Origin of the sequence: Halospina denitrificans, from assembly GCF_004364635.1 — a bacterium.
Classification (GTDB): domain Bacteria; phylum Pseudomonadota; class Gammaproteobacteria; order Pseudomonadales; family Oleiphilaceae; genus Halospina; species Halospina denitrificans.
The window spans coordinates 176,351-202,903 of record NZ_SOAX01000007.1; the positions used below are offsets into that span (position 1 = coordinate 176,351).

Below are 26,553 nucleotides of genomic sequence, written 5' to 3' on the forward strand. Positions count from 1 at the left end.
AGTCCAAAAACGCTCAGAGTTTACCAGACTCCTCAATGCCCGTCGCCGACTCGTGGGACGAGGCATCACCGTAAAGGTACTCCCTGAGAATTGGCTCACCATTGAATTCGGCCTCGAGCACCGAGATAAAGGTATAGACGCCGACCAGTTTGCGGTTGAGGAAAATAAACTCGCGCGGCGGGATGCGGAAATAGCGACTGATCGCGGAGCGTGTTGCCTGACGGGCCACTCGATTGGGCAGGTCGCTCTGTTTCCAGCGATACTCCCCGTTGGCGTTAAGGGCGTAGTCGGGTTTCTCCATAATATCGCCACTGAGCGGCTCCAGAACGGACATACAGACCCGTCCAAAACGCTCCAGTATGGGTCTCGGCCACTCGGGGTCCATGAACCGCAGCTTGATGCCCCCCTGTATGACCGCCTCCAGGTCCTGCTCATACGACGCCCGGATCATTTCCCGCACAGGCCCCAGGAAATCATCGGAGTAACGCTGTACGGCGCCGAAATCCAGCAGCACAATCTGGTCCCGGTCGCCGGTATCCTCCGCCAGACGGATGCGGTAGTTGCCAAAGTTGGGATCGGTCTGTATCTCGTTCCAGATGAAGAGTTCGCTGAGGAAGAGTTCAAGGGCGGCCTTGCCCAGTTCCGAGCGCCGTTCCAGGGACAGGGACTGTACCGGCTCCGAGCCAACCGAGTAGCCTGACTCAAAGGTTGAGGCAATCACATGGGGGGCGGAATACTCGTGAATAATGCGGGGCACGACAAAGCGGGAATCGTTCTCAAGCTTGAGCCGAAAGGATTCGGTGGTCCGTGCTTCCAGTTCGTAATCCACTTCCCGGTGCATCATGGTCCGGACTTCTTCGAGCCACTCGTCGAAATCCGGCCCCCAGGACACCACCCGGGCCATTTTCAGAAGCTGTGCGACCGAATTAAGGTCGGAATCCACCGCTTCCGCGACACCGGGGTATTGGATCTTAAGAACAATCGAGGTTCCATCGGAGCGCCTTACCGCCCGATGCACCTGCCCCAGTGACGCCGCACCTATGGGATCAGGCTCCACATCCAGCTCCGCGAATCGCTTATCACCCAGTTCCTCCTTGAGGGTCCGCTCAATAACCGGCCATTCCAGCGAGGTGGTTTTGTCTTCCAGGGTATGCAGCGCTTCGGTGACCTCTTCCGGCAGGAAATGCTCCCCGTACAACGCCATGATCTGACCGATCTTGACGACACTGCCCTTGAGCTGGCCAAGCTCCTCAACAAGGAATTCAGCCTGGCGGGTGAGCATGCTGCTGTGGCGTTTGTCACGGCGCTCGCGACTTCCGAACCAGTTTGTGGCGTAGTGGCCCGCCATACGGGTGCCTGCATAGAGGCCAGCGCGGGTCAGGCTGAGGCGCCGCTCAAAGCTGCCGGTCTTGATCCGGTCCACCGAACGGGGTTTCTTCTCGGATGGCATTCAACAGTCCCCTAACACTTCTCACTGAGACGATAACACAGCTCCTGCTCCACAACCTCAGCAACACCATCCAGGGTCACCGGCTCACTGGTCAGGTCACTCAGGCGGGTTACCGGCATGCCCGCATAACCACAGGGATTAATCCGTTGAAAGGGAGCCAGGTCCATGTCCACATTGATGGCAAGGCCGTGGTAAGCCCTGCCACGCCTTACCCGCAGGCCCAGTGACGCGACTTTCCGCCCTTCAACATAAACGCCGGGCGCATCCCGTCTCGGCGCCGCTTCGATGCCCCAGCGGGCAAGCGTTGCCACCGTCAGGCTTTCCAGGAGGGTGACGAATTCACGAACGCCCAGGCGCCGCCGCGCAAGATCGATCAAGGGGTAGACCATCAGCTGGCCGGGGCCGTGATAGGTTACCTGGCCCCCACGATCGACCTGGACGACGGGAATATCCCCCGGGGCAAGCACGTGCTCGGCGCGCCCCGCCTGGCCCTGGGTGAAGACCGGCTCGTGTTCGAGCAGCCAGCACTGGTCCGGTGTTGTTTCGTCGCGGGCGTCGGTGAATGCCTTCATGGCCTCAAAAACCGGCTTGTAGGGCCGCCGGCCGTAGCGGTGGAACGCCAGAGGCTCCCTGTTTCCGCCGGGTGTGGTTGCCATCAGACCACCATATGAACCCGGCCCGTGGCCTTCAGTGCCTCGAACAGCTCCCTGATCTGGGATTCACTGGCTGCGTAGAAGGCCACGCGGACGGAAATAAAGCGGCTGTTACGACTCGGCTGCGCCGTCATGGAGGCCGGATCGAACCCAGGATCAAAGCGCTGGATGACGCGTGTCACCTCGTGTGCAAAATCCTCGGTGTGATCCCCGATCACCTTGATGGGATAGTGACAGGGGAATTCAATTTCAGGGCCCTTGGTCTGACTCATGCAATCACAATTATCCAAACAGGTTCATGAAGAAAAGCTTGATCGAATCCCAGAGTCGACTGAAAAAGCCGCCCGGCTCAACTCCGTGCAATGCGACCAGGTCACGCTCGGCCACGGTCTCGCCATCGAGTGATAACGTCAGCTTACCCAGAACGGCCCCACGCTGTATTGGAGCCTCCAGAATGGTATCAACCTCGACCGACGATTCCAGATCGTCCCGGCTTCCCGATGGATACGTCAGGTAAAGGTCTTCCGACACACCAAGATCCAGCTGATCGCCTTCCCCTTTCCAGACGCGTGTTCCGGTGATCTTCTCACCGCCCTCGTAAAGACGACTGGTGTCATAGTAGCGGAACCCATAGTTGAGAAGCTGTTGAGCCTCACTCGCCCGGGCCTCGGCACTGTCCGTTGCCATAACCACGGCGACCAGGCGCATGCTATCCTTCTTGGCGGATGCGGCGAGACAGTAGCCGGCGTCTTCCGTGTACCCTGTCTTCAGCCCATCAACCGATTTATCACGCCACAACAGGCGGTTTCGGTTGGGCTGACGGATACCGTTGTAGGTGTAGTACCGCTGGGAATAGAGGTCGTAGGTATCCGGGAAATCCTGGATTTTGGCGATGGAGAGGAGGGCCATATCCTTGGCAGTGGTGTACATGTCCGGGTTGGGAAGTCCCGTCGCATTGGTAAAGTGCGTATTGTCCATGCCCAGCTGGCTGGCCTGCTGGTTCATCATTTGCGCAAAGGATTTCTCGCTACCGGATATGTGCTCGGCAAGAGCCACACTGGCATCATTGCCGGACTGGATGATAATGCCCCGCATCAGTTCCCCGACGGTAACGGTGCTGCCTTCCTGGATGAACATCCGGGAACCACCGGTCTGCCACGCGCTGACGCTGACACGGGCTTCCTCGTCCATGGTCAGGCGCCCCTCCTCCATTTCCCGGTCTGCAATGTAGGCCGTCATCATCTTGGTCAGGCTGGCCGGCTCCATACGTTTTTCCGCATTATGCTCAACCAGCACCCGACCACTACGGGCCTCCATCAGGATGTAGGACCCGGCACCCAGATCCGGTGGCGAAGGGATCAGTGCTGAAGAGGACCACACTCCCTGGCTTCCGGTAAAAACAATAAGAATGAAGAGTGCGCGAAGCAGACTCTGCATGGTAATGCTCCTGATGAATCGACTGAATCAGCCCGCTGCATCCAACGGTCTGGAGATGATGATCGGCTGGCCCAGGTTATTGCGTTCAATCACGCTTTTTTCCTGTTCCGCCTCGCTTCGGTTTTCAAACGGACCGACCCAGACACGGTGAACTGTGCCGTCCTGAATGGCGGCCTCGACCAGATGGACCCTCGAATCGGCAACCAGAAAAAGCTGGTCCCTCAACTGCGTTGCGGCGGACAAACTACCAAATGCCCCCACCTGAACAAAGAGGCCTTCTGATTTTCCTTCTGCATCCGCATCCGCATCCGCATCCGCATCCGCATCCGCATCCGCATCCGCAACAGAGTCACGACCTCCCGGGCTGGTTGCAACAGCCTCGACACGCACTCTTGCCGTGCCCTGCCCCTGGAAACCCAGAACGCGGGCGGCAGCATAGGACAGATCAATCAGGCGATCGCCGTGGAACGGCCCCCGATCATTGACACGCACAATGGTTGAGCGGTCATTGTTCAGGTTGGTCACCCTCAGAAAGGTTGGCAGCGGCAGGCTTCGGTGCGCGGCCGTCAGCTCAAACATGTCGTAGGTTTCCCCATTGGAGGTCTTGTGCCCATGGAACTTACGGCCATACCAGCTTGCCATTCCCGTTGCCTCATAGCCCTGTGCGCTATCCATTACCTCGTAGGTTTCTCCCCAGACTTCATAGGGGGATTGATTGCCAGCGCTGGTGGGCGGTTCATAACGCGGCTCAGGCTCAACCACGGTGGATACGTCAAAGTGGCGGTCCGGCCCCGTATCCTGGTCCATGGTGTAGCGGGAGTCGGAAACGCGTTCATCCCCGGTTGAGGCACACCCAGCCACAAGCGCTGTGAACACCACCAATACCAACACAGTTCCTGGGGAAAAATGGTGCTTCATGGGGTTACTCATCCAGTCCCAGCGAGCGTGCCAGTTGCCACGCCGCCATGGCGTAGAGGTCACTGTGATTATAGCGCGTAATCACGTCGAAATTATGATACGCCAGCCAGTGCCGCCTTTCATTGCCATCCTTTAATACGAGCAGTCTCGCGGGTAAGACCAGCGTCGCGCCTTCCCGCCCCTGAAGGCGTCTAGCCACAGGTTGCGCTCGTTGCCAGTTGTGCTCATGGAAGTAGTTGGCAACACTGCCAATGGCGTCGGTTGGGTTATCAAAGAGATCCACGGTGCCATCATCGTCGAAATCCACCGCATAGTGGCGATAACTGCTGGCAATGAACTGACCGTAGCCCATGGCGCCAGCATAGGAGCCCTCGGGCTTTGCCGGGTCAAAGCCCTGCTCCCGGGCCAGGAGCAGGTAATGCCTGAGTTCGTCACGGAAGAAATCACCGCGCGGTGGATAATCAAAGGCCAGCGTGGCAAGCGCATCAAGCACCCTGTCGTTGCCCTTATGGCGACCATAAAAGGTTTCGATGCCGATGATGGCGGTTACGATTTCAGGCGGCACCCCGAAATCCGCCTCGGCACGGCGCAGGACATCCGCGTGACGCTCCATGAAAGCACGCCCCTGCTCCACACGCGCGTCTGTAAGGAAAATCTGACGATACTCGCCCCACTCCAGCACTTTTTCGGCCGGCGCACTGATCCGGTCAATCACGAACTGCTGGTGTCGGGCGGCACCCAGCCAGCTCCGCAGTGTTTCCCGCTCAACCCCCTCCTTCTCAGCCATTTGATCAATGAAGGCAGCCACCTCGGCTGAGTCCTCAAAGTGCTCATTTTCTGCTCCGTATCCGGTGGTTATCCAGGCCACAAGCAACAGCAGGACAAGGTATCGTTTCATCAGGGGATCAGGTCTCCAGCATTCGTCGGTGGGTATGGATCGCCATGAGGATACCGAAGCCCAGCATCAGGGTCACCATCGACGTTCCCCCGAAACTGACCAACGGCAGTGGCACCCCGACTACGGGCACCAGCCCGCTCACCATGGACACATTCACAAGCACATAGATAAAGAAAGTGAGTGTAATACCACCAGCCAGCAATCTGCTGAATGAAGACTGGGCGGCAGAGGCAATGAAAAGGCCGCGGATCACGATAAGCGCATACAGAACCAGCAGTATCGTGACGCCGACAAACCCGAATTCCTCCGCGAGGACCGCTACGATGAAGTCCGTGTGGCTTTCCGGAAGAAAGTCCAGGCTGGCCTGGGTACTTTCCTCCCAACCCTTGCCATACAAGCCCCCGGAGCCAATGGCGGTCTTTGACTGGGTAATATTCCAGCCCGCCCCGAGCGGGTCACTGCCGGGATTCAGCAGCGTCAGCACCCTTTCCTTCTGGTAGTCACGCATCACGTAGAGCCACATAGCCGGAGCGGACAGTGCCGCCAGTATGACCATGGTGGTAATGAGCTTCCAGCTCAGGCCTGCCAGGAACAGGACAAAAAGGCCCGAGGCGGCAACAAGCAGCGCGGTGCCGAGATCGGGCTGGTTGGCAATCAGAATGGAGGGGGCGACTACCAGCACCGCCGTGACCAGAATCGCCATGGCCCCTGGGGGAAGGTGCTGCCTGCTCAGATACCACGCGACCATGAGCGGAACCGCCACTTTCATCAGCTCCGAGGGCTGAACCCGGGTAACACCAGGGATATCCAGCCAGCGCTGCGCGCCACCGGACTCCTCGCCAAAAAACATCACCGCCACCAGCGCAAGCGTCCCCGCCAGATAAACCAACGGCGACCAGCGGCGGTACAGCAGCGGATCAAGCTGGGCGAAAAACAGCATTATGACGAAGGCGACCCCCATCCGGATCACTTGCGCTTCAACCGCGGCAGCACTGTTCTCACTGGCACTGAACAGGACCACAAGACCAAATCCCATAACGCCCAGCAACAGAAGCAGCAGCCACGGATCCAGGTGCATGCGCGCCATCACACCCCGTCGCCGCTCGAAGTGGTCCGGATCAAGCGCCATCTGGCGCACGAACTCCTTACTCATCGGGCAGCTCCGCTTCCTGCATCGCGCCAGGGATGGCCTGTTCGGTCATTACCTCGGGGAACCCGTTGATCCATGCGTCCATGACCTGGCGAGCCACCGGAGCGGCTGAGGTGCTGCCACTGCCCCCATTTTCGACGAGAACGGAAACCGCGATCTGCGGATCACCCGCCGGGGCGAACGCAATAAAGAGGCCATGATCCTTCATCCGCTCCTTGAGCTCATCCTCGTCGTACTCCCCTCCATCCAGACTGAACACCTGGGAGGTCCCGGTCTTGCCAGCCATTTTATACTCCATCCCCCGGTTGATGCCCCGCGCTGTTCCCTCACTGCCGTGAACCACATCCACCATGGCGTCGATCACATAGTCCCAGTCCGACTCACGGCCAAGCTCCAGTGGTGGCCTCACCACATCCGGCAAAAGATGGCGCCCCGGCAGCTCGCCACCAACACTGCGCAGGTGGCGCGGCGCCAGGCGTTCACCCCGACTGGCCATAACACTGGTCGCCGCCGCCAACTGCATGGGTGTGGCGAGGAAATACCCCTGACCAATGCCCATGTTCACCGTATCACCGGGGTACCAGACCTCACCCTGAACCCGCCGTTTCCATTCAGGGGTTGGCAGAATACCGGAACGCTCATCACGAACATCCAGTGAGGTGACGGAGCCGAAACCGAACCGGCGCAGATAGCCCGCCATCAGGTCTACGCCCATGTTATGGGCCATGTCGTAGAAATAGGTGTCGCTGGACAGAGTGATTGCATCGGCGAGAGTGGTGTCCCCATGCCCTCCCCGTTTCCAGTTGCGGAACACCTGACTGCTGTTTGGCAGTTGATAGTAGCCCGGATCATGGACCACCCGGGATTTCGTGACGGTGTCCGAGTCCAGGCCTGCAAGGGCCAGGAAAGGCTTGACTGTGGAGCCAGGTGGATACTGCCCACGGGTAGCGCGATTGAAAAGGGGCGTATCCTTCGAGTCTCTCAGGCTGGCATAGCTCTCGTGGTCGATCCCGGTCACGAACTTGTTGGTATCAAAACCAGGGGTGCTGACCTGCGCCAGAATGCCCCCGGTTTCCGGGTTAATGGCAACAATGGCGCCGCGCCTGTCGCCCATGGCTTCCTGGGCAATGTGTTGAAGCCGTATATCCAGGTTGATTGTCAGGTCCCCGCCTGGCTCCGGGTCTTCCCGCTCCAGGACGCGCATGACCCGACCGCGCGCATTGATTTCCACATTCTGGTAGCCCACCTCGCCATGCAGCTCATCCTCATAGACCCGCTCAAGGCCGGTCTTACCCGTGTAATTGGCGCCCGCATAGCGCACGGAATCCAGTCGCTGCATGTCCTGTTTATTGATTCGGCCCACGTACCCCAGCACATGAGAGGTCAGTTTTCCGTAGGGATAGTACCGAACCAGGCGGGCATCCGTTTCCACCCCGGGCAGCCGGTGGCGATTGACGGCAAGGCGCGCCATTTCATCCTCGGTAAGGTGATAACGCAGCGCTACCGCCTCAAAGGGCCGTCGACGCTCGTTGAGGCGCTGCCGGAAGTTCTCGATATCCTCCTCGCGGACATCCACAATCTCCTGTATGTCTGCAAGCAGAGCCTCCATGTCATCAACACGCTCGGGAAGAATGGTCAGACTGAAGACGGGCCGGTTCTCGGCAAGCAGAATGCCATTGCGGTCATAGATCAGTCCCCGTGTCGGTGACACCGGCTGAACCTGGACGCGGTTGCGATCAGACAGAGTGGTATAGGTCTCGTGGGCAATAACCTGAAGGTAATAGAAGCGGCCGAGCAGTAACAGGGTGATCACTACCACCACGAGAATGGCGACAAAGGCGCGCGTCTGGAACAGACGTTTTTCCTGGGCCGTGTCCCTCAGGGTTCCCCAATGCATCGTCTAACCGGCCCTGTGGTAGGGGTGATTCTGGATGATGGTCCATGCCCTGTAGAGCTGCTCCGCCACCAGCACACGCACCAGCGGGTGGGGCAGCGTGAGCGGGGAGACCGACCACCACTGATCCGCCCGCTTGCGGCAATCCGGGGCAAGCCCTTCCGGCCCTCCAATCAGGAACGCAGTATCGCGCCCGTTCATCTGCCAGCTCTCAAGCTGGCTGGAGAGCTTCTCTGTCGACCAGGACTTGCCATCAATCTCAAGTGCAACAACGTATTCACTGCCTTTCAGGGCGCCCAGCATGCGATCACCCTCCATACGCCGTGCTTTATCCGGGTCGCCCTGCGCGGACTTGCCCGCCAGCGGGACCTCGGTCAGTTCCAGCCGCATTTCACGGGGAAAGCGCTTGCGATAGGTTTCAAACCCCGAATTCACCCATTCCGGGAGACGTTGACCGGCACTGATGATCTTCAGATGCATGATTATTCCGTGCCCGCTGCCCCGATTCCGGGCGCATCCCGCCAGAAGCGCTCCAGGTCGTAGAACTCACGGGTTGCGGGGAGCATGATATGGACGACAACGTCTCCCATATCCACCAGAACCCAGTCACTCGTTTCGCCGCCCTCGACCTTCGGCTTGCCGGTCCCCTCAACTTCCTTGGCCCGGCGGACGACTTCCTCGGCAAGTGAGCGTACGTGGCGGTTCGAAGTACCGGCGGCGATGACCATGTAATCCGTCATGCTGGTGCGGTCACGCACATCCAGGACAACCACATCCTGGCCCTTGAGGGATTCGACGGCATCCACCGCCAGTGTTTTCAGTGCCTCAGCGTCCATAATCACCCTGTGTTCGGTCCATATAGACCGGTTTCATGAATATGGCGCCAGACCGGGTCCGGCACCAGATAACGTATTGAGTGTTCACTCGAGACCCGGCTGCGAATATCCGTGGCCGCAATATCCAGCAATGGTAGCTCAAGTGACAGGATAGTTCCGTGCGGCGCTGTCAGCAGCGCCTCTGGCGAGTCCACACTGCGTTCGGACAGCAACTTGGCAGCGCCCTCTCCGGGCGCCAGGGGATAACCGGGTCTGTTCACTACGATTATATGGGCGAGTTGGGGAATTTGCATCCACTCACGCCATTGATCGAAGCTGTTGAAGGCATCACTTCCGGTTACAATCGCCAGTGGCGCTTCATTCCCCTGCTCGCGGCGAAACTGGCGAAGCGTCTCCGCCGTATAGGAAACCCGGTCCTGGCTGAGCTCGCGCTCGTCAACGCACAGCCCCGGCTCCGACGCCACCCCGGCTTTCAGCATCGTCAACCGATCCATCCCCGACGCCCCCGGCTGCTCCCGATGCGGCGGCCTGTGACAGGGCATCAGGTGAATGCGGGCGCCATCCAGCAGCTCATGCAACTCCACCGCCATCCGCAGATGGCCGTTGTGCACCGGGTCAAAGGTGCCACCCAGTAAAACGTGAAGCATTAGCGGCTCCCGGTCATGTGCGGATGTGGCCGTCGCCGAATACAATGTACTTCTCGGACGTCAGCCCCTCGAGGCCCACGGGACCGCGAGCGTGAAGCTTATCCGTGGAGATGCCGATTTCCGCCCCCAGACCGTACTCAAACCCATCGGCAAACCGAGTGGAGGCGTTCACCATGACGGAACTGGAATCCACCTCTGTCAGGAAACGCCTCGCACGCGTGTAGTTCTCGGTAATGATGCTGTCGGTATGCTGGGAGCTGTAGCGGTTGATGTGCGCTATCGCCTCATCCAGGCCATCCACAACCCGGATCGACAGCACCGGTGCCAGGTATTCCGTCTCCCAGTCTTCATCCGTTGCCGGAATGGCGTTCTCAATCAGCGCCAGTGTTTCCGGGCAACCGCGTAACTCCACCCCGATCTCACCCAATTTCCGGGCAACGGGCGGCAGTATCTCCTCTGCCACGGCCCGATCCACAAGGAGGGTTTCGAGGGTATTGCAGGTGCCATAACGCTGGGTCTTGGCATTGACGGTGACCGCCAGCGCCTTCTCCGGATCGGCATCGCGATCCAGGAAGCTGTGGCAGATCCCGTCAAGATGCTTGATGACCGGAACCTCGGCCTCACGGCTGATGCGTTCGATCAACCCTTTGCCGCCCCGGGGCACGATGACATCAACGTACTCGGGCATACGGATCAGGTTGCCAACCGCTTCCCGGTCCGTGGTTTCCACCACCTGTACCGCACTTTCGGAAAGCCCCGCTTCCTTCAGGCCCTGTCTGACACAGTCAGCGATGGCCTGGTTCGAATGGATGGCTTCCGACCCCCCACGAAGTACGGCGGCATTGCCCGACTTGATACAGAGGCTGGCCGCATCCACGGTCACGTTCGGACGGGACTCATAGATGATACCGATAACCCCGAGCGGCACCCGCATGCGCCCCACCTGGATGCCCGAGGGCCGGTACTGCATATCCGAGATCACTCCCACCGGATCAGCCAGGGTCGCGACCTGGCGCAGCCCCTCGATCATCGCATCAATGCGGCCAGGCGTAAGCTCAAGCCGGTCCAGCATGGCCGCATCCAGCCCACGCTCACGCCCGGCTTCCAGATCCAGCTCGTTGCGTTCCCGGAGGTTATCCCGGGATGCATCCAGGGCCCGCGCCGTTGCCAGCAGGGCCTCATTGCGAGCGCTCGTTGTGGCCCGCGCCATACTGCGTCCCGCCTCCCGGGCGCGCTGCCCGAGTTCACGCATCATTGCCTCTGTGCTCATACCCCTCCCAACCGGAGCTTGTTATCAGGTTGCTTTCCGAAGCACTATGTTGAAACTAGGCTATTATACGCGTGCGCGGCCCCGGTGATACAGCACCACCCCAACCAAGGAGTCTTCTATGGAAACGGAACAGACCACGCCGCCTATCCCGACACCGCTGCTGATCCTGTCGATCCTGGTTCTTCTTGGCTACTCCCTGTCATCGCTGGCGGTGGGGTTCCACCTCTCCGCACTGGTTTCCGCCGCCCTGGCCCTGCCCATCGCGCTGCATCTGCCGTGGCTGGCGATGCATGCGCCCACGGCGGGGCGCTGGTCCCTTCGAACAGCCTCACTGCTGTTGTTCCTTGTCGCCATCGGGACCTTTACGGGCCACCTGCAGCCGCTGACGTTCTGGAGTTTTCTGGTTCCGCTCCTTCTCTTTGCGGTCTGGCCGCTCTGGGTCGCCCTGGGAGCCAGCGCGCTGTTCATCATTGCCGTGCTGGCGCTGGCCACGGACCCTGCCCTGGGCATGATTCGTCACCAGCTGGTCCCGATGCTGGTTCTTTCCACGGCCCTGACCGCCATTTTTGTCTACCTGCGTGAATACAAGGCCGCCCAGCTCGCACCGCTGAGGCGAACGGACTCGCTGACCCTGGCATCCACCCACGATTACCTGGAGACCGACCTGCACCGGGAAATCCAGCGCGGTGAGCGGGAGGGAACCCCCGTCACTGTCGTCGCTCTGCAGGTTGATGACCCCGAGCCCCCGCTACCCAAAGCCGACCGGACCAACCTGATTGTCCGCATGGGGCGCCTGCTCCACCGCACCCTGAGAGACTTTGACAGTTACTACCGCATTGAGGAGATGACGTTCTTCCTGATACTCCCCGTGACTGACACCGCCGGCGCACTACAAACGGGCGAGTCACTGTGCGAACAGGTGCGCCGGATGCTCTCCGGTGAAGGGCTTGTGTTGAGCGTGAGCGCCGGAGTGGCAGGGATGAATGTTGCTGACGACACAACGGCGCTGGAACAGAAGGCCCTGGAGGCGCTGCGACGGGCCCGCAAGCAGGGTGGCAACCGGGTCATCACCCATACCGAGTCTGGAGGTGGCCGTGACTGAGACCGCCCTGCGCACCCGGACGCACATCAGCAGTTATGCCGTCACCGGCCTGTGCTTCCTGATCCTGGCCCAGGCCAATCTGCTCTATGGCCTCTATGAACTCTTCTTTGGCGCACTGATTGTTGCGGTCATCAGCGTAACCGGCGCCGCATACACCTTCATGATGCGTCGTCAACAACTGACGGCAAAGGCGCATTTGCCCCTGCTGGGGCTCATCGGTCTGACGATCCTGGTCTGCATCGCCATTGAACCGGAACTGGCATCAATCTGGCTTTTTCCCCTGGTGCTGGTGAATCTGTTGATCCTGCGCATCCGCCAGGCGCTGGTGCTCTCCGCCATCATCATCGCCCTGGCGATGGTCATTATGGCGCCCGTCCCCGCCTATGAGCGGCTGTCACTGCTGACTGCCCTGTTACTGCTCGCAGGGGCAGCTGCATGGTTTGCATTCAGGTACCACTACAGCGCGCGTTACGTGGATACACTCACCATCATTGATTCGGAAACCGGTGCCTACAACCGCCGCTGCCTGGATGAAACCCTGGCCAAGGAGATCAGCCGCTCCGAAGCAACAGGGCATTGCCTGTCACTGGCACTGCTGTCCGTCGATCACCTGGACGAACTCCGCAATGTCCACGGGGATTCCCAGCTGCCCGAACTGTTCCGGGCCATCAGCACCCAGCTTGGCGCAGCCATGCGTGCAGGAGACAGCCACTACTACCTTGGGAATGGCCACTTCTACCTGCTTCTGCCCTTCACCCATGAGGAGGGGCTGCGCGTCATCGCCGAGCGGATCCGGCGCCTGGTGGGCGAATCACGATGGCCGGTTGCGGAAAGCATCACCGCGAGCCTGGGCTGCACCACAAGGACCGAGGGGGAAACCAGCGTCAAGCATATGAAACAGCGCTGCACGGAAGCGCTTGAGGAGGCGCATCGGCGTGGCTACGACCAGGTGTGGCACCTGAACACGGGCACGCATCACTCCATCTCCTCCACCAGCCGTGTGAGCACCTCCAGCCGTTCCAGTGGGTCGTCCATTTCCAGCAGCGACTGACGGCTGCTGATGTCGAGGGGAAGGAGTTCCGTCAACCGCCACCCGACCTGGCGCGCGTCCTCGTAATCAATATCGAGACCAAGGGACTGGACGGACGGATGCTGGCACAGAGCCCGGAGGATGTTAGCCAGGTCCTCGTGGAGCATGGGCGTGGCGCAGTGCGGCTCCTCCGGAAGGAAAACCACCTCACCAACATTGAGTCCATCCTGCTCACGCCAGTTCCGGCTCACCGATACCTTGGCGGTGCCCTCAGCGGTAACGCCGAGCATGCCATTGGACAACGGCTCAAAATCCACCACGCGAACGGCGCAGCCCATCGGATGGAAAGCAGCATCAGGAAGGGTGTCATGCCCGGTCTGCTCAAGCAGGACGATGACAAAGTCCTCGCCCTGTTTGAGACATCGACTGAGCATGTCGATGTAGCGACGCTCAAAAAGCTGCAGCGGCAGGCGCCCGCCCGGAAGCACCACTGAATTCAGTGGAAAGAGCGGGCTGATCATCAGCTATGGCCCGGAATCCGCCGATTACTGCTCATCCAGATACTTACCGTGCAGCATGGTCCAGTATCCGAAGAGGTTCACAGGCTTGATGGTCTTGACGTCCATGCCGACATTCTCCAGCACGGGCTCCATGGGGAAGTCCGGCTGGAAGCCGAGCGGTGCCGCGTACTTGGAAAGGCTGGATTCAAACTTGCGGATCAGCGGGTTTTCCTTGGCAAAGTGATTCACGAAGATCACATCCGCGCCCGGCTTGGCGACACGACGGATTTCCTTCATCAGCTTATAGGGATCCGGGACCACCGACAGCACGTAGAGCACGATCAACTTGTCGAAGGAGTTGTCCGGGAAGTCCAGTTCCATCGCGTCCATGCAGTAGAGGTCGGTGTTCGTCAGACCGTGCTTCTCGACCCGCTTCTGGGCCCTGTCCAGCATGTCCTGGGACAGATCGATACCGGTGATATGGGTATAACTCGGAAATTCCGGCAGGGAAAGGCCCGTGCCGACGCCCACTTCCAGAATCTGATCGCCGGGCTCGTATTCCAGTGTTTTCAGGGCAGTGCGACGACCGTTCCTGAAGACGAGCCCGAATACCCAATCATAAACCGGTGCGTAACGCTTATAGGCACCGCGAATACTGTTGTTGTCCAATTTCTGCACTCCTACCTGAAAAGAAGGGGCATACCCTACCAATTGCACCCGGGTTCGTCACCTGTGATTTGCAGCCGGTAACAAACCCCCGATCAGCCCGCGAGCTGATCCGCCACCGGCAGTTGCCGGATGCGTTGTCCCGTCGCCGCATAAATGGCATTGCAGAGCGCCGGTGCCACAGGCGGCAACCCGGGTTCTCCCACACCACCCATCGGCGCATTGGGGTCATTGTTCACCAGATGCACGCGCACTTCACGCGGGGCGTGCTCCATTCGCGGAATATGATACTGGTGGAAATTGTCCTGTGCCACTACCCCCTCGCTAAGGGTCACCTCACTGTGCAGGGCGATCCCGATCCCCATGACGCAGGCTCCCTCGAGCTGGGAGCGGATCCGCTCCGGATTGACCTGGCGACCGCAGTCAAAGGCCATGTCTGCGCGATGTACGATCACGCCACCATCGTCCTGGACTTCCACCTCCATGACCACCGCCGTGTAGGAGACAAAGCTGTGATGCATGGCCAGCCCCAGCCCACGGCCCGGTGGCAGTTCACGGCCCCACCCCGCCTCCTGCGTGGCGCGTTCGACGACCGCTCGCATGCGGCCGACGTTGATGGGGTAGCGTTCAGGGTCTTCCCCGTAGTTCCACTCATCGTTGAACGTAGCCGGATCAATACGGCGCGCCGGGCCCAGCAACTCAAGCAGGTAATCCCGGTGGTCGCGCCCGGCCGCTTCCGCCATTTCCGCCGCAAAGCTCTGTATGGCAAAGGCGTGGGGCAGGTTGTAGACGGATCGGAACCAGCCGATGCGCACATGCGCCGAGGCCTTGGGGTTTTCCAGGCGGATGGCGGGGATGTCAAAAGGCATGGTATTGAAGCCCATCCCCAGCTCGAAGCCGCCCTTGTGCTCCGGGTCCTCGGCAAACAGGGAGCCGATGCTGGGCGACAGGGTCCGGTGCAGCCAACCGATCGCCTTGCCATCCGCGTCGAGCCCTGCCTCAAGACGATCGACGGAGTTGGCATGGAAATAGGTATGCTGGATGTCGTCTTCCCGGGTCCATTGGACACGTACGGGGCGCCCTTCAAACTGGCGGGCAACGCTGGCCGCTTCCATGACAAAGTCCGGCTTGGATTTACGGCCAAAGCCGCCGCCAAGCAGGGTGACGTTGACGGTGACATCCTCGACATCCAGCCCCAGCTTTCCGGCAACACCCTCGCGGGTGGCGCGCGGATGCTGGACCGGCGCCCAGGCTTCGCCCTTGCCATCCTTGAAGCGGACCACAGCTACCGGCGGCTCCATGGGCGCCTGGGCCATATGCGGCATATAGTAGGTAGCGTCCAGGCGCCTGTCCGCTTTTTCGAGCGCTTCTTCGATGTTGCCGCTCTCACGGATGGTCTTGCCGGGCGACTGCGCGGCCTCCTCCAGCGCCTTGCGATAGGCTTCAGTGTCATAACGGGCATTGTCACCGGCCGCCTCCAGGTTCCACTCAATGGACAGGGCCCGGCGCCCCTCGATCGCCGCCCAGGTATTCTCGGCCACAACGGCCACCCCGCCCAGTGGCTCAAAACCCGCGGGTGGATCCGCGCCCTCAATGGTGACCACCTTCACCACCCCGGGCACCTTGAGGGCTTCGGCATCGTCCACGCTTTTAAGGTTGGCGCCGTAAACCGGCGGACGTGCAACCACCGCGAAAAGCTGGTCATCGAAAATGACGTCGCCACCGAAGACCGCACTGCCGGAGACAATGCCGTCGCCGTCAATCGCCGGTGGCCGCGCGCTGTCGTCGCGCAGCTCGCCATTGACCATCCCGGTTTCCCGGCTGATGTAACGCAGTTCGCTGTCCGGCTTGAGGGTCAGGCTCTCCCGGTCGGGAATACTCAGCTCCCGGGCACGGCCAGCCAGCTCGCCAAAGCCGAGTTCGCGACCACTGGGCTCATGTCGAACCAGATGCACACCGGCACGACACTCTTCCTTCGGAACACCCCACTCATTGGCAGCGGCCTGCTCGAGCATGCTCCGGGCAGCGGCGGCGGCACGGCGCATGGGGCTGAACCAGTGGCGCATGCTGCGGGAGCCATCCGTATTCTGGTTGCCGTATTTCTCCTGGTTCGCCGGAGCCTGCTCGACCCGGACCCGATCCCAGTCAGCACCCAGTTCGTCGGCGGCGACCATTACCAGGCTGGTGCGGATCCCCTGCCCCATCTCGGAACGATGGTTGACCACGGTCACGGTGCCATCGGCGTCAATATGAATGAAGACATTGGGGTTATCGACCCAACCGCCGGGCATAGCAGCCGCGCCATACTGTGTTTCCTCTTCCTCCGCGAGCAGGGGGTCCCAGCGCACAGCCACCACCAGGGCACTGCTGGCCGCCAGCCCCTTGAGAAAGTGGCGGCGGCTGACATTGGCGATCATTGGCATTTCCCTATCCTGGCTCATGCCTTTTCCTCCCCGCCCGAGGCGCGCTTAATCGCCGCCATGATCCGGTTATAGGTGCCGCAGCGGCAGAGATTACCGTTCATGGCCTCGCGGATCTGCTCCTCATCGGGCTCCGGATTCTCCTTGAGCAGGGCGGTTGCCGCCATAATCTGCCCGCCCTGGCAGTAACCACACTGGGCAACACCCAGATCCAGCCAGGCCTGCTGAACCCGCTTGCCGGTGGCGTCATCGGCCATGGCTTCGATGGTGGTGACCTTCTTGCCGTCTACGGCGGATACGGGTGTCACACAGGAACGTGTTGCCTCGCCATCAACGTGCACCGTGCAGGCGCCACACTCAGAGATACCACAGCCGAACTTGGTGCCCGTCAGCTGGACAACATCGCGCAGTGCCCAGAGCAATGGCATTTCGCCCGGCACCTTGAGCTCATGCTCCTCGCCGTTGATTGTGAGGCTTGCCATGATGACGCTCCTTTTTATTGGTCGCTTATGCCTGAAACGTATTATGCGCCACGACGATTGCTGCTGCATAGCAGCCAATGCAGACAGTCCTGACGCCCACGGGTTATAGTTACGTTTGGATCGGGAATTCGGGTTACCGCCTTGAACCACGAAGACTTTGATGAAGAAACCGCCCTGATGGCGGCACAGGCCCTGCAGAAAGTACTCTCCCGGCGTATGCACCGAAAGAAGGTTTTGGGGGAGGAGCGCCTCGTGCCTGGACAGCTGGGTGAAGCCCTTGGGCTGCCCAGACTGTGCAAGCAGCTCAACAGCCGACGGCAGGGGACCCGCCAGGACGCCGTGGAGCGCTTCGAGGCCATATGGGCCTCGCTGTCCGAAACGTCCCGACGCAGGGTTCGCCAGGCCCTGGGATGGTATGACCCCCGCGAACTGGACTGGGAAGATCCCCGGTCAAACCGGCGCCCCGTGGAGCGCTACTGAGCGTCCTGGCTCCGGTAGCGCTGCTGCAGATAAAGACCAGCGACCACCATCACCAATCCAACCACGGTCGAAGGACGGATCACCTCCCCCACAATCACCGCCACAAAGACCAGTGACAACGGCGGCGACAGGAAGATCAGGTTGCTCAGGCGCGATGTATTCGTTGCCTTCTTCATCGCGAGAAGCCAGAGCACGAAGGCGATGCCCATCTCAAAGGCGCCCACCCATGCGGCCCCCGCCATCCCCTGCCAGGAAGGCCATTGCCAGCCCTCATAAAGAGCGAGCAGGAGCAGCAACGGCCAGGCGAACAGAAAGTTCAGCAGGAGTCCCGCCACCGGTTCCCGTGTATCACGGGTATTGAAAATCCAGTAAAGCGCCCATGCCAGCGTACTGAGCAACGCCAGGGCCACGCCGGCCCCATCGGACAGCTGGAAGGACAGGACATCTCCCCGCGTGGCAATCACAAAGACACCGCCATAGCATACAAGGCCCGCAATACCATCGCTCAGGTGCAGGCGATGCCCCAGCAGGGGCACGGCCAGATAGGTCAGCGTCAGCGCCCAGGTGTAATTGATGGCCATCGCCTCTTGGGCGGGAAGGCGGTCATAGGCGCCGAAAAGCAGCAGATAGTAGAGGCAGGGGTTGATCAGCCCGAAGCCGATCGACAACAGCATCCCGCGACGCCCGGGCGTAAGGGAGGCACGCAGCTGACCCTGCCAGGCCTGCCATCCCACCAGAACCAGGATGGAGAAGCTGCTGGCCCAGAACATCAGCGCAATCGGCGACAGATACGCCAGTGATACCTTGAAAGCGGTGGCTGCGGTGGACCACAGCAGCACGGTAGCCAACCCCAGCAGCATGGCCTGACGCTGGTCTTTCATCGATCAGGCAAACACCGTAACTGTCTGGCGGCTCAGCGCCACCAGCTCCCCCGAGGCGGTCCATATACCTGCCTGGGTATAGCCATAACCGTCCCTGGCCTGGTCGATGGTGGCTTTGTAGAGCAACCAGTCGTCGGGGGCGATTGCCGGCAACGGATGGACCAGTTCCATGGTCCAGCTGAGTGTGCTCGCCGGAGCCGGTTTGGGAAGATGGGGGAGCAGGGCCGGCGGCCAGGTATCAATCAGGGCCACGAGGTGGGAAGCGGTGATCGCCTCCGGTGGCTCGCGGAACCGCATCCAGCCTCCCATGGTCCGATCGCTGGACCCCGTAAACGGAAAACCACCCAGGGCGAAGCGCAGGTCGTAATGACGAAGGAAATCCGGTGTTACCCCCTCCATTTGCGGCATCGGATACCCGGCCTCGGGTTCCTTCACTTCGGGCGCCGGTTCCGGCTCGAGCGCTACAACCGAGTCGCGGCTCACGCCGAAACTGCCCAGTGCGACAAGCACCACCTGATCATTCTGGTAAAGGCGACTCTCCACCTGGGTAACCGCCTTGCCCTGGCGCAGGATCTCCGCCTCCACCGTAACCTCAGCATCCGGCGCAGCCGGCGCGATAAAGGAAACGGCCAGTGACCGCAGGGGGCGGTCGTCGGAAAGCCGGCGCACCATGGCTTCATGGGCCATGGCGCCCAGGAGGCCACCGAAAGTCGCCCGGCCCTGCCCCCAGTCCGGGGTTATGGTGGCATGGCCATCACGGCCCTGGCGCATCAATTCATCAAAATCAGGCATTCATTGGCTCCCTGCCCGGTCGTAGGTCACCAGGCTGTATGGAAAGGGGTTGTTCTCGCTCGCGGGATGGTCCTCCCGGGCTATCTCGTGCCACTGATCCCAGTCCACTTCCGGAAAGAAGGTATCGCCCTCCACCTCGGCGTGCACTTCCGTCATATAGAGGCGGTCCGCGACGGGCAGTGCCTCGGCGTAGATCTGACTGCCGCCGATCACCACCCGCTCTTCGCCCCCATCAATATAGGCCTGTGCCTCGGCCCGGGAGAGCGCTTCATCCAGGGAGTTCACAACGGTAACCCCATCCCGCTGCCAGTGCGGGTCCCGGGTAACCACCAGGTTCTGGCGGCCCGGCAGGGGTCGACCGATGGATTCCTGGGTTTTCCGGCCCATGATGATGGGTTTGCCGTAGGTCACCTGCTTGAAGTAGCGCAGGTCCTCGGGCAGGTACCAGGGCAATGCATTATTGCGCCCGATGACCCGGTTTCGCGACATGGCCACAATCAGTGCCGTACGCATGGATGCTCCTCAGACAGCGATGGGAGCCCGGATCCCGGGCTGTGGGTGATAGTCCAGGATCCGGAAATCCTCTTCGCGATAATCAAACAGGGTTGCCGGCCGCCGTGCCAGTTCCAGACGCGGACGTGGCCCGGGTGTGCGGCGCAGCTGCTCATAAACGATATCGTCCGTCATGTGGTTCTGGTACAGGTGCACATCCCCGAAGGTATGGACGAAATCCCCGGGTTCGAGATCCGCCTGCTGGGCCATCATGCAGGTCAGCAGACTGTAGGATGCGATATTGAAGGGGACTCCAAGAAAAAGATCCGCACTGCGCTGGTAGAGCTGGCAGGACAGCCGCCCGTCCGCCACATAGAACTGGAACAGGCAGTGGCAGGGAGCCAGGGCCATGCGGCCATGGCGTACATTGTCCTGGGGGCTCATGGATTCATCGGGCAGCTCCGCCGGGTTCCAGGCGCTGACCAGCAGCCGCCGGGATTCCGGCCGGGTCCGGATCTGGTCCAGCACCTCGCTGATCTGGTCCACGGTACTGCCGTCCGGGCACCGCCAGCTGCGCCACTGCTTGCCATAGATGGGGCCCAGGTCGCCGTTGTCCAGCGCCCACTCGTCCCAGATGGAGACGTTGTGGGCCTTGAGTTCATTATTATCCGTGGAGCCGTTCAGGAACCACAGGAGCTCGTGGATGATGCTGCGCACGTGGACCTTCTTGGTGGTCAGCAGCGGAAACCCTTCGGAAAGGTCGAAGCGAAGCTGGCGCCCGAAAACGGAACGGGTCCCCACGCCCGTGCGGTCTCCCCGGTCCGTGCCATTATCCAGGATGTCTCGCATCAGGTTCAGGTAGGATTCCATTCAGGCGTTCCCCTTCTCGTTGCGATACGCCATCCACAGCATAACGGCACCGACCAGGGCCATGGGAATGGACAGGACCTGGCCCATGGTCATCCAGTCGAAGGCGACGTATCCCAGGTGGGGGTCCGGCGCCCGAAAGAACTCCGCAAAGGTTCGCACAACACCATAGCCCAGCAGGAACAGGGCCGAAACGGCCATAAGAGGACGCGGACGCGCGGAGAAGACCCAGAGCACCGCAAGCAGAAGCACGCCTTCCAGCGCAAACTGATAAAGCTGCGAGGGGTGTCGGGCCAGGGCATCACCGGCCTGGGGAAACACCATGGCCCAGGGTACATCCGTGGGCCGGCCCCAGAGCTCACCGTTGATGAAGTTGCCGAGGCGGCCCAGCCCGAGACCCACCGGAATAACCGGGGCAATGAAATCCGCGATATTGAAGAAGTGACAGCCCAGCTTGCGGGCGAACAGGAACATCGCGATCAACACACCGATGAGGCCACCATGGAAGGACATCCCCCCTTCCCAGATCTGGAAGAGCCAGAGCGGGTCACCCAGGAATCGCTCGAAATGGTAGAAAAGCACATATCCGAAGCGCCCGCCGAGGATCACCCCCAGCGCCAGGTAGAAAATCAGGTCGGCCAGCTGCTCGTTGTTCACCGGCGAATCGGAACGCCCGGTTCTCAGGCGGGCAAGTCCCCACCCTCCCAGGAAAGCCGCCAGGTAGGTCAGCCCATACCAGTGGATCTCCAGTGGTCCGATGGCAATGGCCACGGGGTCGAATTCAGGATGTCTAAGCATGAAGTTCCTCAGGCATTAAGCATTGAGCAGGAAACGGATCCCAATCACGATCAACAGAAGCGCGAAAAGGCGCTTGAGTACCAATTCATTCAGCCGATGGGCCAGCAGCGCCCCGAGTCGCGCAAAGGGAACACTCATTATCACGATGCCGAGCGCGGCCGGGCCATATATGAAACCAGCACTGTAGTCCGGCAGGCCAGCCCTGCCCCAGCCTACCACCACGTTCGTCAGCGCCCCGGAAACCGCTATTGGAAAACCGCAGGCCGCCGAGGTGCCCACCGCCTGCTGCATGCGGGTGCCTACCCAGGTCAGGTACGGAACCGTGAGTGTGCCCCCGCCAATGCCGACAATGGCCGAGAGCCAACCGATTCCGCCGCCGACGCCACCCAGCTCAGCGCGATGGGGCAGGCGCTCCCCCGCCTTCGGCGACCAGCCACTGGCCATCTTGATCGCCGCCAGCACCACGAAAACACCGATGATGCGCTGGAGCATCTCACCACTCAAGGCCCCGGCCGTTGTCGCGCCCAGGGCGGCCCCCACAAGAATGCCCACCGCCATGGGCCGGAACAGGTCCCAGCGCACCGCCCGCTTGGAGTGGTGGGTCTGTATCGAACTGAGAGAGGTAAAAACAACCGTAGCCAGTGAGGTGCCCACGGCAAGATGCGCCGACACAGCAGCGCTCACGCCCTGGATCTCCAGCGCCACCAACAGCACCGGTACGATGATGAGCCCGCCACCGATACCAAAAAGCCCTGCCAGCGTGCCCGCGGCAGCGCCCAGGGCCAGGTAGAGTGCGAATGCTTCCAGAAACCCCATGATGCTCCGCTGCGTCCTTCCCGAAAAATGGATGCTATGATACCGGCCATGTGCCTCATTGTCTTCGCCCTTAATCCCGACGCCCATTACCGCTTCGTACTGGTGGCCAACCGGGACGAGTTCCACCAGCGCCCGACAAGTGCCATGCACTGGTGGTCGGAACAGGGGCCGCTCGCCGGGCGTGATGAGAAGTCCGGCGGAACCTGGCTGGGCATCATGCCCGACGGACGCGTCAGCGCCGTAACCAATTACCGTGCCCCGCAGCTGCCGAACGCTCCCCGGTCGCGGGGTCAGCTGCCCCTGGAACTGCTCCGCGCCGACTCCATGCCCGGGGCTGCGGCCCAGATCCACAAGACGCAGGAACACTATGGCGCCTTCAACCTGATTGGTTACGACAGGGAGGCCGTACACTGCATCAGCAGTGAAGCCACCGAGGGTTTTGTCACCCTGCGCGATGGCATCCACGGCATCAGCAATCACCTCCTCGACACGCCCTGGCCCAAACTCCAGCTCGCGCGCCACTGGCTGAGCGAGATCCTGGATGGTGCCCTCACACCGGCACCAGACCTGCACGACCAGCTGATCCAGCGCTTCGCCGATACGGCCCCCGCCCCGGATCCAGAGCTCCCCGACACGGGCGTGGGTCTGGAGCTGGAACGGGCCCTGTCTCCGGTTTTCATCCATGGCAGCCATTACGGCACCCGTGCCACCACCGTGGTCAGCATCACCCATGACGGCATCGCGGAGGTCAGCGAACAGACCTACGGCCCTAATGGTGCCAGGGGAAGCCTGCAACACTTCCGTTTTGGTACACTATCGCCACAATCCTGAACCGGCCGACTTTCAACCTTCCGGGAACACAGCACGATATGACTGACGAAAACGGGAATAACGAAAACAACCTGTCCAGCTTCGAATCCAGCATCCAGGAACTGGAGAGCCTCGTGCGCAAACTGGAGCAGGGCGAGATGCCTCTGGAGGAATCCCTCAAGGCCTTTGAGCGCGGCGTGCAGCTGACCCGCTCCTGCCAGCAGTCCCTGCGCGCCGCTGAACAGCGTGTCGAGCAGGTCATCGAGAACAGCGATGGCGAACTGGAAAGCCGGCCCTACCCGGACGACTCGGAGTCATGAGCCCGGACAGCTTCCTGAGCGACACCCGCGAACGCCTTGAGTCGGCCCTGGAGACATCCCTGCCGGCAGCGGACCGGGAACCCCGTCGCCTGCACAAGGCCATGCGCCATGCTGTTCTTGGGGGCGGCAAGCGGCTGAGGCCGGCATTGGTACTTGCAACCAGCCAGTGCTGTGGAGGCTCAACGGATACGGCCATGCCGGCGGCGGTGGCCGTGGAACTTATTCACGCCTATTCTCTGGTCCATGATGACCTGCCCGCCATGGACAACGATGAGCTGCGCCGTGGTCGGCCCACCTGTCATATTGCCTTTGACGAAGCGACCGCCATACTCGCTGGGGACGCCCTGCAGACGCTCGCCTTTGAAGGTCTGGGCACAACACAGGCCGCCCCCGGTCAGGTCCTGGAAATGATGCGGGTTCTCGCGGAGGCCAGCGGGCATCAGGGCATGGCCGGGGGCCAGGCACTGGATCTCGACGCCACGGGCGGGCATCCATCGATCGAGGCGCTCGAGACGATGCATCGGCGCAAGACTGGAGCACTCATCGAGGCATCACTGGTCCTGGGGGCACTGGCAGCAGGCGCCAGCGAGACAAGCATCGGCGCGCTGCGACAATTCGGACGCGCCATCGGCCTCGCCTTCCAGGTCCAGGACGACATTCTCGATGTCGAGGGCAGTGCCGAGAAAACCGGTAAACCACAGGGCTCGGACAGCAACCAGAACAAGGCAACCTATACGTCGCTCCTGGGTATCGAGGGGGCACGCCAGCGTCTTGAGTCACTGAGCGAGAGCGCCAATGAGGCATTGGAGGGGGTAACGGGGAATACGGAGCTGCTCAGGGCACTGGCACGATTCATCGTCCAGCGCGATCACTGATCCAGCCCTGTTGTCAGCGCCGGTAGCGCACCCTTATTGTAGCCCTTACCACAGACGCTGAACTCGGGATCGAATTTCACTATAATGCGGGCTTACCGTTAAGGAACCGCAGGGGCAGCAACTTCCGGATGCACGATAACACCGTTTTCAATACCATCCCCGACCAACGGCCGGATACCCCCTTGCTGGACCGGGTCGAGACCCCCGAGCAGCTGCGCGAGGTCATCCGGCGCGATCAGCTCGTACCCCTGGCGCGTGAACTGCGCGCCTTCCTGCTATGGTCCGTGGGCCAGTCCGGAGGGCATTTCGGCGGCGGGCTTGGCGTGATCGAGCTGACCCTGGCCCTGCACTATGTGTTCAACACCCCGGATGACCGGCTTGTCTGGGACGTGGGTCACCAGGCCTATCCCCACAAGATTTTGACCCAACGCCGCGAGCAACTCAGGAGCATCCGCAAAAAGGACGGCCTCGCCGCCTTCCCCAATCGCGACGAAAGTCCCTACGATACCTTTGGCGTTGGCCACTCGAGTACCTCCATCAGCGCCGCGCTGGGCATGGCCCTGGCAGCACGCATCCAGGGAAAGCCCCGCAAGAGCATCGCCGTCATGGGCGACGGGGCCATGACCGCCGGCATGGCGTTTGAGGCCCTGACCCACGCGGCGGACGAGCGTGCCAACCTGCTGGTGGTACTCAACGACAACGATATGTCCATTTCCCACAACGTGGGCGGGCTTTCCAACTACTTTGCCCGGATCCTGGCGAGCCGCACCTATCACCAGGTCCGCGACGGCAGCAAGCGGTTCCTGGCCAACACCCCCGGCCTCAAGGCCCTGATCCGCCGCTCCGAGGAACACCTCAAGGGCATGCTGGCCCCGGGCACCCTCTTCGAGGAGATGGGCTTCAACTACATCGGCCCCATCGACGGCCACGATTTGCCCCGGCTGCTTGAGGTACTGGAAAACATCCGCTCCCTGGAAGGCCCCCAGTTCCTGCATGTGGTGACCACCAAGGGCAAGGGCTTTGGGCCCGCCGAATCGGACCCCGTGGGCTATCACGCCATCAACAAGATCGAACCGGCGCCTCCGGTCCAGCCGGCGGACGCCCCCAAAAAGCCGAAATACTCGAATGTGTTCGGCCAATGGCTCTGTGACATGGCCGCGCAGGATGAGCGCGTTATCGGCATCACCCCGGCAATGCGCGAAGGCTCCGATCTGGTTGCCTTCTCCGAACGCTTCCCGGAACGCTATTTCGACGTGGCCATTGCCGAACAGCACGCTGTTACCCTGGCCGCAGGTATGGCCTGCGACGGCGCCAAGCCGGTGGTGGCCATCTACTCCACCTTCCTGCAACGCGCCTACGACCAGCTGATCCATGACGTCGCGCTTCAAAACCTGGATGTGCTTTTTGCCATCGACCGCGCCGGCCAGGTGGGCGAGGATGGCCCGACCCACGCCGGCGCCTTCGACCTGACCTACCTGCGCTGTGTACCCAACATGGTGGTGATGGCTCCGTCGGACGAGGACGAGACCCGGCAGCTGCTCTACACCGGCCATTGCCATCAGGGACCGGCCGCCGTTCGCTACCCCAGGGGCACGGGTCCGGGGGTTGAAATCAACGAGGAAATGACGGCACTGCCCATCGGCAAGGGGCGTCTCCGGCGCGAAGGCCAGCGCGTCGCCATACTGGCCTTCGGATCCATGGTGCAGCCGTCACTGGAAGTGGCGAACTCGCTCGGTGCGACTGTTGCCGACATGCGCTTTGTGAAACCTCTGGACACCGAACTGGTGGAGCGTCTTGCTGAAAGCCATGACCTGCTGGTGACCATCGAGGAGAACGTGGTTGCCGGGGGTGCCGGCAGCGCGGTTTCCGAGCACCTGCACTCGGCGGGAATTGCAGTGGATCTACTGCAGCTGGGATTGCCGGACCGCTTTATTGACCATGGCAAGCCCGCTGAACAGCTTGCCGACTGTGGTTTGGATGTGGACAGTATCCAGCAGTCCATCCAGGAGCGGCTGGCACAGCTCGACAATGGGCGGCTCGCGGCCGTCCAGCACTCCTGACCCCGGGGC

General features: G+C 61.3%; 29 protein-coding genes. 7 read left to right on the forward strand and 22 right to left on the reverse strand.

Annotated features, from left to right (window positions below; all coding sequences use genetic code 11):
- Positions 1 to 13: 13 nt before the first annotated feature.
- The 12 genes from DES49_RS13855 to DES49_RS13910 are packed head-to-tail and all read right to left on the reverse strand — an operon-like array spanning position 14 to position 11,153.
- Positions 14 to 1,450, reverse strand: a complete 1,437-nt coding sequence (locus DES49_RS13855; RefSeq protein WP_133737026.1) for an ABC1 kinase family protein — start codon at positions 1,448 to 1,450, stop codon at positions 14 to 16.
- Positions 1,451 to 1,461: 11 nt separating this feature from the next.
- Complete coding sequence (lipB, locus tag DES49_RS13860; protein ID WP_133737027.1) at positions 1,462 to 2,106, reverse strand: lipoyl(octanoyl) transferase LipB; 645 nt, start codon at positions 2,104 to 2,106, stop codon at positions 1,462 to 1,464.
- A complete protein-coding gene (locus tag DES49_RS13865; protein WP_133737028.1) occupies positions 2,106 to 2,375 on the reverse strand; it encodes an HP0495 family protein in 270 nt (89 codons plus the stop codon). The genes lipB and DES49_RS13865 overlap by 1 nt, the downstream gene beginning before the upstream one ends.
- 10 nt (positions 2,376 to 2,385) lie before the next feature.
- A complete protein-coding gene (locus DES49_RS13870) occupies positions 2,386 to 3,540 on the reverse strand; it encodes a D-alanyl-D-alanine carboxypeptidase family protein (RefSeq protein ID WP_133737029.1) in 1,155 nt (384 codons plus the stop codon).
- Between the two features lie 27 nt (positions 3,541 to 3,567).
- Positions 3,568 to 4,419, reverse strand: coding sequence for a septal ring lytic transglycosylase RlpA family protein (locus tag DES49_RS13875; protein ID WP_243865060.1), 852 nt, complete (start codon positions 4,417 to 4,419; stop codon positions 3,568 to 3,570).
- Between the two features lie 43 nt (positions 4,420 to 4,462).
- Positions 4,463 to 5,356 carry a lytic murein transglycosylase B gene (gene mltB, locus DES49_RS13880; protein ID WP_133737031.1) on the reverse strand — a complete coding sequence of 298 codons (894 nt, stop codon included), beginning with the start codon at positions 5,354 to 5,356 and terminating at the stop codon, positions 4,463 to 4,465.
- Positions 5,357 to 5,363: 7 nt separating this feature from the next.
- Positions 5,364 to 6,509: a rod shape-determining protein RodA gene (gene rodA / locus DES49_RS13885; RefSeq protein WP_133737032.1), complete on the reverse strand. Its 1,146-nt coding sequence runs from the start codon at positions 6,507 to 6,509 to the stop codon at positions 5,364 to 5,366.
- A complete protein-coding gene (gene mrdA, locus DES49_RS13890; protein WP_133737033.1) occupies positions 6,502 to 8,403 on the reverse strand; it encodes a penicillin-binding protein 2 in 1,902 nt (633 codons plus the stop codon). The genes rodA and mrdA overlap by 8 nt, the downstream gene beginning before the upstream one ends.
- Before the next feature lie 3 nt (positions 8,404 to 8,406).
- On the reverse strand, positions 8,407 to 8,880 hold the full coding sequence (rlmH, locus tag DES49_RS13895; RefSeq protein ID WP_133737034.1) for a 23S rRNA (pseudouridine(1915)-N(3))-methyltransferase RlmH: 474 nt from the start codon (positions 8,878 to 8,880) through the stop codon (positions 8,407 to 8,409).
- 2 nt (positions 8,881 to 8,882) lie between these two features.
- A complete protein-coding gene (gene rsfS / locus DES49_RS13900; RefSeq protein ID WP_133737035.1) occupies positions 8,883 to 9,236 on the reverse strand; it encodes a ribosome silencing factor in 354 nt (117 codons plus the stop codon).
- Between the two features lie 2 nt (positions 9,237 to 9,238).
- A complete protein-coding gene (gene nadD / locus DES49_RS13905; RefSeq protein WP_133737036.1) occupies positions 9,239 to 9,883 on the reverse strand; it encodes a nicotinate-nucleotide adenylyltransferase in 645 nt (214 codons plus the stop codon).
- Positions 9,884 to 9,896: 13 nt separating this feature from the next.
- The gene (locus DES49_RS13910) at positions 9,897 to 11,153 is read right to left on the reverse strand and encodes a glutamate-5-semialdehyde dehydrogenase (protein WP_133737037.1); all 1,257 of its coding nucleotides are present in this window, start codon (positions 11,151 to 11,153) and stop codon (positions 9,897 to 9,899) included.
- A 118-nt stretch (positions 11,154 to 11,271) separates the two neighbouring features.
- Here DES49_RS13910 and DES49_RS13915 point away from each other — a divergent pair, with 118 nt between their 5' ends.
- On the forward strand, positions 11,272 to 12,255 hold the full coding sequence (locus tag DES49_RS13915; protein WP_133737038.1) for a GGDEF domain-containing protein: 984 nt from the start codon (positions 11,272 to 11,274) through the stop codon (positions 12,253 to 12,255).
- On the forward strand, positions 12,248 to 13,306 hold the full coding sequence (locus tag DES49_RS13920; protein WP_166646095.1) for a GGDEF domain-containing protein: 1,059 nt from the start codon (positions 12,248 to 12,250) through the stop codon (positions 13,304 to 13,306). Before DES49_RS13915 ends, DES49_RS13920 begins: the two co-directional genes overlap by 8 nt.
- Here DES49_RS13920 and DES49_RS13925 read toward each other — a convergent pair.
- From DES49_RS13925 to DES49_RS13940, 4 genes are all read right to left on the reverse strand, one after another.
- Positions 13,231 to 13,806: an LON peptidase substrate-binding domain-containing protein gene (locus DES49_RS13925; RefSeq protein WP_133737040.1), complete on the reverse strand. Its 576-nt coding sequence runs from the start codon at positions 13,804 to 13,806 to the stop codon at positions 13,231 to 13,233. The two genes, DES49_RS13920 and DES49_RS13925, sit on opposite strands and share 76 nt — an antisense overlap.
- Before the next feature lie 24 nt (positions 13,807 to 13,830).
- On the reverse strand, positions 13,831 to 14,454 hold the full coding sequence (locus DES49_RS13930; protein ID WP_133737041.1) for a class I SAM-dependent methyltransferase: 624 nt from the start codon (positions 14,452 to 14,454) through the stop codon (positions 13,831 to 13,833).
- A gap of 92 nt (positions 14,455 to 14,546) precedes the next feature.
- On the reverse strand, positions 14,547 to 16,892 hold the full coding sequence (locus DES49_RS13935; protein WP_133737042.1) for a xanthine dehydrogenase family protein molybdopterin-binding subunit: 2,346 nt from the start codon (positions 16,890 to 16,892) through the stop codon (positions 14,547 to 14,549).
- Entirely contained in the window at positions 16,889 to 17,353 is a 465-nt protein-coding gene (locus DES49_RS13940) for a (2Fe-2S)-binding protein (protein ID WP_133737043.1), read from the reverse strand. The genes DES49_RS13935 and DES49_RS13940 overlap by 4 nt, the downstream gene beginning before the upstream one ends.
- Before the next feature lie 141 nt (positions 17,354 to 17,494).
- On the opposite strand from DES49_RS13940, the gene DES49_RS13945 reads away from it, so the two are divergent.
- Positions 17,495 to 17,833 (forward strand): hypothetical protein, encoded by a 339-nt coding sequence (locus tag DES49_RS13945; protein ID WP_243865057.1) that lies wholly within the window; start codon positions 17,495 to 17,497, stop codon positions 17,831 to 17,833.
- On the opposite strand, the gene DES49_RS13950 is transcribed toward DES49_RS13945, so the two are convergent.
- The 6 genes from DES49_RS13950 to DES49_RS13975 are packed head-to-tail and all read right to left on the reverse strand — an operon-like array spanning position 17,827 to position 22,479.
- Positions 17,827 to 18,714, reverse strand: coding sequence for a DMT family transporter (locus DES49_RS13950; RefSeq protein WP_133737044.1), 888 nt, complete (start codon positions 18,712 to 18,714; stop codon positions 17,827 to 17,829). The genes DES49_RS13945 and DES49_RS13950 overlap by 7 nt on opposite strands.
- A gap of 3 nt (positions 18,715 to 18,717) precedes the next feature.
- Complete coding sequence (locus DES49_RS13955) at positions 18,718 to 19,506, reverse strand: acyl-CoA thioesterase (RefSeq protein ID WP_133737045.1); 789 nt, start codon at positions 19,504 to 19,506, stop codon at positions 18,718 to 18,720.
- Positions 19,507 to 20,019: a dihydrofolate reductase gene (locus DES49_RS13960; RefSeq protein WP_133737046.1), complete on the reverse strand. Its 513-nt coding sequence runs from the start codon at positions 20,017 to 20,019 to the stop codon at positions 19,507 to 19,509.
- 9 nt (positions 20,020 to 20,028) lie between these two features.
- On the reverse strand, positions 20,029 to 20,868 hold the full coding sequence (locus tag DES49_RS13965) for a thymidylate synthase (RefSeq protein WP_133737047.1): 840 nt from the start codon (positions 20,866 to 20,868) through the stop codon (positions 20,029 to 20,031).
- The gene (gene lgt, locus DES49_RS13970; RefSeq protein ID WP_133737048.1) at positions 20,869 to 21,663 is read right to left on the reverse strand and encodes a prolipoprotein diacylglyceryl transferase; all 795 of its coding nucleotides are present in this window, start codon (positions 21,661 to 21,663) and stop codon (positions 20,869 to 20,871) included. It abuts the gene before it with no gap.
- A gap of 15 nt (positions 21,664 to 21,678) precedes the next feature.
- Positions 21,679 to 22,479 (reverse strand): sulfite exporter TauE/SafE family protein, encoded by an 801-nt coding sequence (locus DES49_RS13975; RefSeq protein WP_133737049.1) that lies wholly within the window; start codon positions 22,477 to 22,479, stop codon positions 21,679 to 21,681.
- A 36-nt stretch (positions 22,480 to 22,515) separates the two neighbouring features.
- Between DES49_RS13975 and DES49_RS13980 the strand changes: the two genes are divergently transcribed.
- The 4 genes from DES49_RS13980 to dxs all read left to right on the forward strand — a co-directional run bounded on the left by DES49_RS13980 (position 22,516) and on the right by dxs (position 26,544).
- Positions 22,516 to 23,310, forward strand: coding sequence for an NRDE family protein (locus DES49_RS13980; protein ID WP_166646096.1), 795 nt, complete (start codon positions 22,516 to 22,518; stop codon positions 23,308 to 23,310).
- 38 nt (positions 23,311 to 23,348) lie between these two features.
- The gene (locus DES49_RS13985; RefSeq protein ID WP_133737051.1) at positions 23,349 to 23,609 is read left to right on the forward strand and encodes an exodeoxyribonuclease VII small subunit; all 261 of its coding nucleotides are present in this window, start codon (positions 23,349 to 23,351) and stop codon (positions 23,607 to 23,609) included.
- Positions 23,606 to 24,484, forward strand: a complete 879-nt coding sequence (locus tag DES49_RS13990) for a polyprenyl synthetase family protein (protein WP_133737052.1) — start codon at positions 23,606 to 23,608, stop codon at positions 24,482 to 24,484. Before DES49_RS13985 ends, DES49_RS13990 begins: the two co-directional genes overlap by 4 nt.
- Positions 24,485 to 24,612: 128 nt before the next feature.
- Complete coding sequence (gene dxs / locus DES49_RS13995; protein WP_133737053.1) at positions 24,613 to 26,544, forward strand: 1-deoxy-D-xylulose-5-phosphate synthase; 1,932 nt, start codon at positions 24,613 to 24,615, stop codon at positions 26,542 to 26,544.
- Positions 26,545 to 26,553 lie beyond the last annotated feature (9 nt).

What these genes read in the sequence shown, in the direction of transcription:
- DES49_RS13950 (WP_133737044.1), bottom strand. Translation starts at nt 18,714, where the DNA reads ATGAAAGACCAGCGTCAGGCCATGCTGCTGGGGTTGGCTACCGTGCTG.
- DES49_RS13915 (WP_133737038.1), top strand. Translation starts at nt 11,272, where the DNA reads ATGGAAACGGAACAGACCACGCCGCCTATCCCGACACCGCTGCTGATC.
- rlmH (WP_133737034.1), bottom strand. Translation starts at nt 8,880, where the DNA reads ATGCATCTGAAGATCATCAGTGCCGGTCAACGTCTCCCGGAATGGGTG.
- DES49_RS13935 (WP_133737042.1), bottom strand. Translation starts at nt 16,892, where the DNA reads ATGAGCCAGGATAGGGAAATGCCAATGATCGCCAATGTCAGCCGCCGC.
- DES49_RS13855 (WP_133737026.1), bottom strand. Translation starts at nt 1,450, where the DNA reads ATGCCATCCGAGAAGAAACCCCGTTCGGTGGACCGGATCAAGACCGGC.
- DES49_RS13980 (WP_166646096.1), top strand. Translation starts at nt 22,516, where the DNA reads ATGATACCGGCCATGTGCCTCATTGTCTTCGCCCTTAATCCCGACGCC.
- rsfS (WP_133737035.1), bottom strand. Translation starts at nt 9,236, where the DNA reads ATGGACGCTGAGGCACTGAAAACACTGGCGGTGGATGCCGTCGAATCC.
- mrdA (WP_133737033.1), bottom strand. Translation starts at nt 8,403, where the DNA reads ATGCATTGGGGAACCCTGAGGGACACGGCCCAGGAAAAACGTCTGTTC.
- DES49_RS13955 (WP_133737045.1), bottom strand. Translation starts at nt 19,506, where the DNA reads ATGCCTGATTTTGATGAATTGATGCGCCAGGGCCGTGATGGCCATGCC.
- mltB (WP_133737031.1), bottom strand. Translation starts at nt 5,356, where the DNA reads ATGAAACGATACCTTGTCCTGCTGTTGCTTGTGGCCTGGATAACCACC.
- lipB (WP_133737027.1), bottom strand. Translation starts at nt 2,106, where the DNA reads ATGGCAACCACACCCGGCGGAAACAGGGAGCCTCTGGCGTTCCACCGC.
- DES49_RS13965 (WP_133737047.1), bottom strand. Translation starts at nt 20,868, where the DNA reads ATGGAATCCTACCTGAACCTGATGCGAGACATCCTGGATAATGGCACG.
- nadD (WP_133737036.1), bottom strand. Translation starts at nt 9,883, where the DNA reads ATGCTTCACGTTTTACTGGGTGGCACCTTTGACCCGGTGCACAACGGC.
- DES49_RS13985 (WP_133737051.1), top strand. Translation starts at nt 23,349, where the DNA reads ATGACTGACGAAAACGGGAATAACGAAAACAACCTGTCCAGCTTCGAA.
- lgt (WP_133737048.1), bottom strand. Translation starts at nt 21,663, where the DNA reads ATGCTTAGACATCCTGAATTCGACCCCGTGGCCATTGCCATCGGACCA.
- dxs (WP_133737053.1), top strand. Translation starts at nt 24,613, where the DNA reads ATGCACGATAACACCGTTTTCAATACCATCCCCGACCAACGGCCGGAT.
- DES49_RS13870 (WP_133737029.1), bottom strand. Translation starts at nt 3,540, where the DNA reads ATGCAGAGTCTGCTTCGCGCACTCTTCATTCTTATTGTTTTTACCGGA.
- rodA (WP_133737032.1), bottom strand. Translation starts at nt 6,509, where the DNA reads ATGAGTAAGGAGTTCGTGCGCCAGATGGCGCTTGATCCGGACCACTTC.
- DES49_RS13960 (WP_133737046.1), bottom strand. Translation starts at nt 20,019, where the DNA reads ATGCGTACGGCACTGATTGTGGCCATGTCGCGAAACCGGGTCATCGGG.
- DES49_RS13940 (WP_133737043.1), bottom strand. Translation starts at nt 17,353, where the DNA reads ATGGCAAGCCTCACAATCAACGGCGAGGAGCATGAGCTCAAGGTGCCG.
- DES49_RS13975 (WP_133737049.1), bottom strand. Translation starts at nt 22,479, where the DNA reads ATGGGGTTTCTGGAAGCATTCGCACTCTACCTGGCCCTGGGCGCTGCC.
- DES49_RS13925 (WP_133737040.1), bottom strand. Translation starts at nt 13,806, where the DNA reads ATGATCAGCCCGCTCTTTCCACTGAATTCAGTGGTGCTTCCGGGCGGG.
- DES49_RS13865 (WP_133737028.1), bottom strand. Translation starts at nt 2,375, where the DNA reads ATGAGTCAGACCAAGGGCCCTGAAATTGAATTCCCCTGTCACTATCCC.
- DES49_RS13910 (WP_133737037.1), bottom strand. Translation starts at nt 11,153, where the DNA reads ATGAGCACAGAGGCAATGATGCGTGAACTCGGGCAGCGCGCCCGGGAG.
- DES49_RS13990 (WP_133737052.1), top strand. Translation starts at nt 23,606, where the DNA reads ATGAGCCCGGACAGCTTCCTGAGCGACACCCGCGAACGCCTTGAGTCG.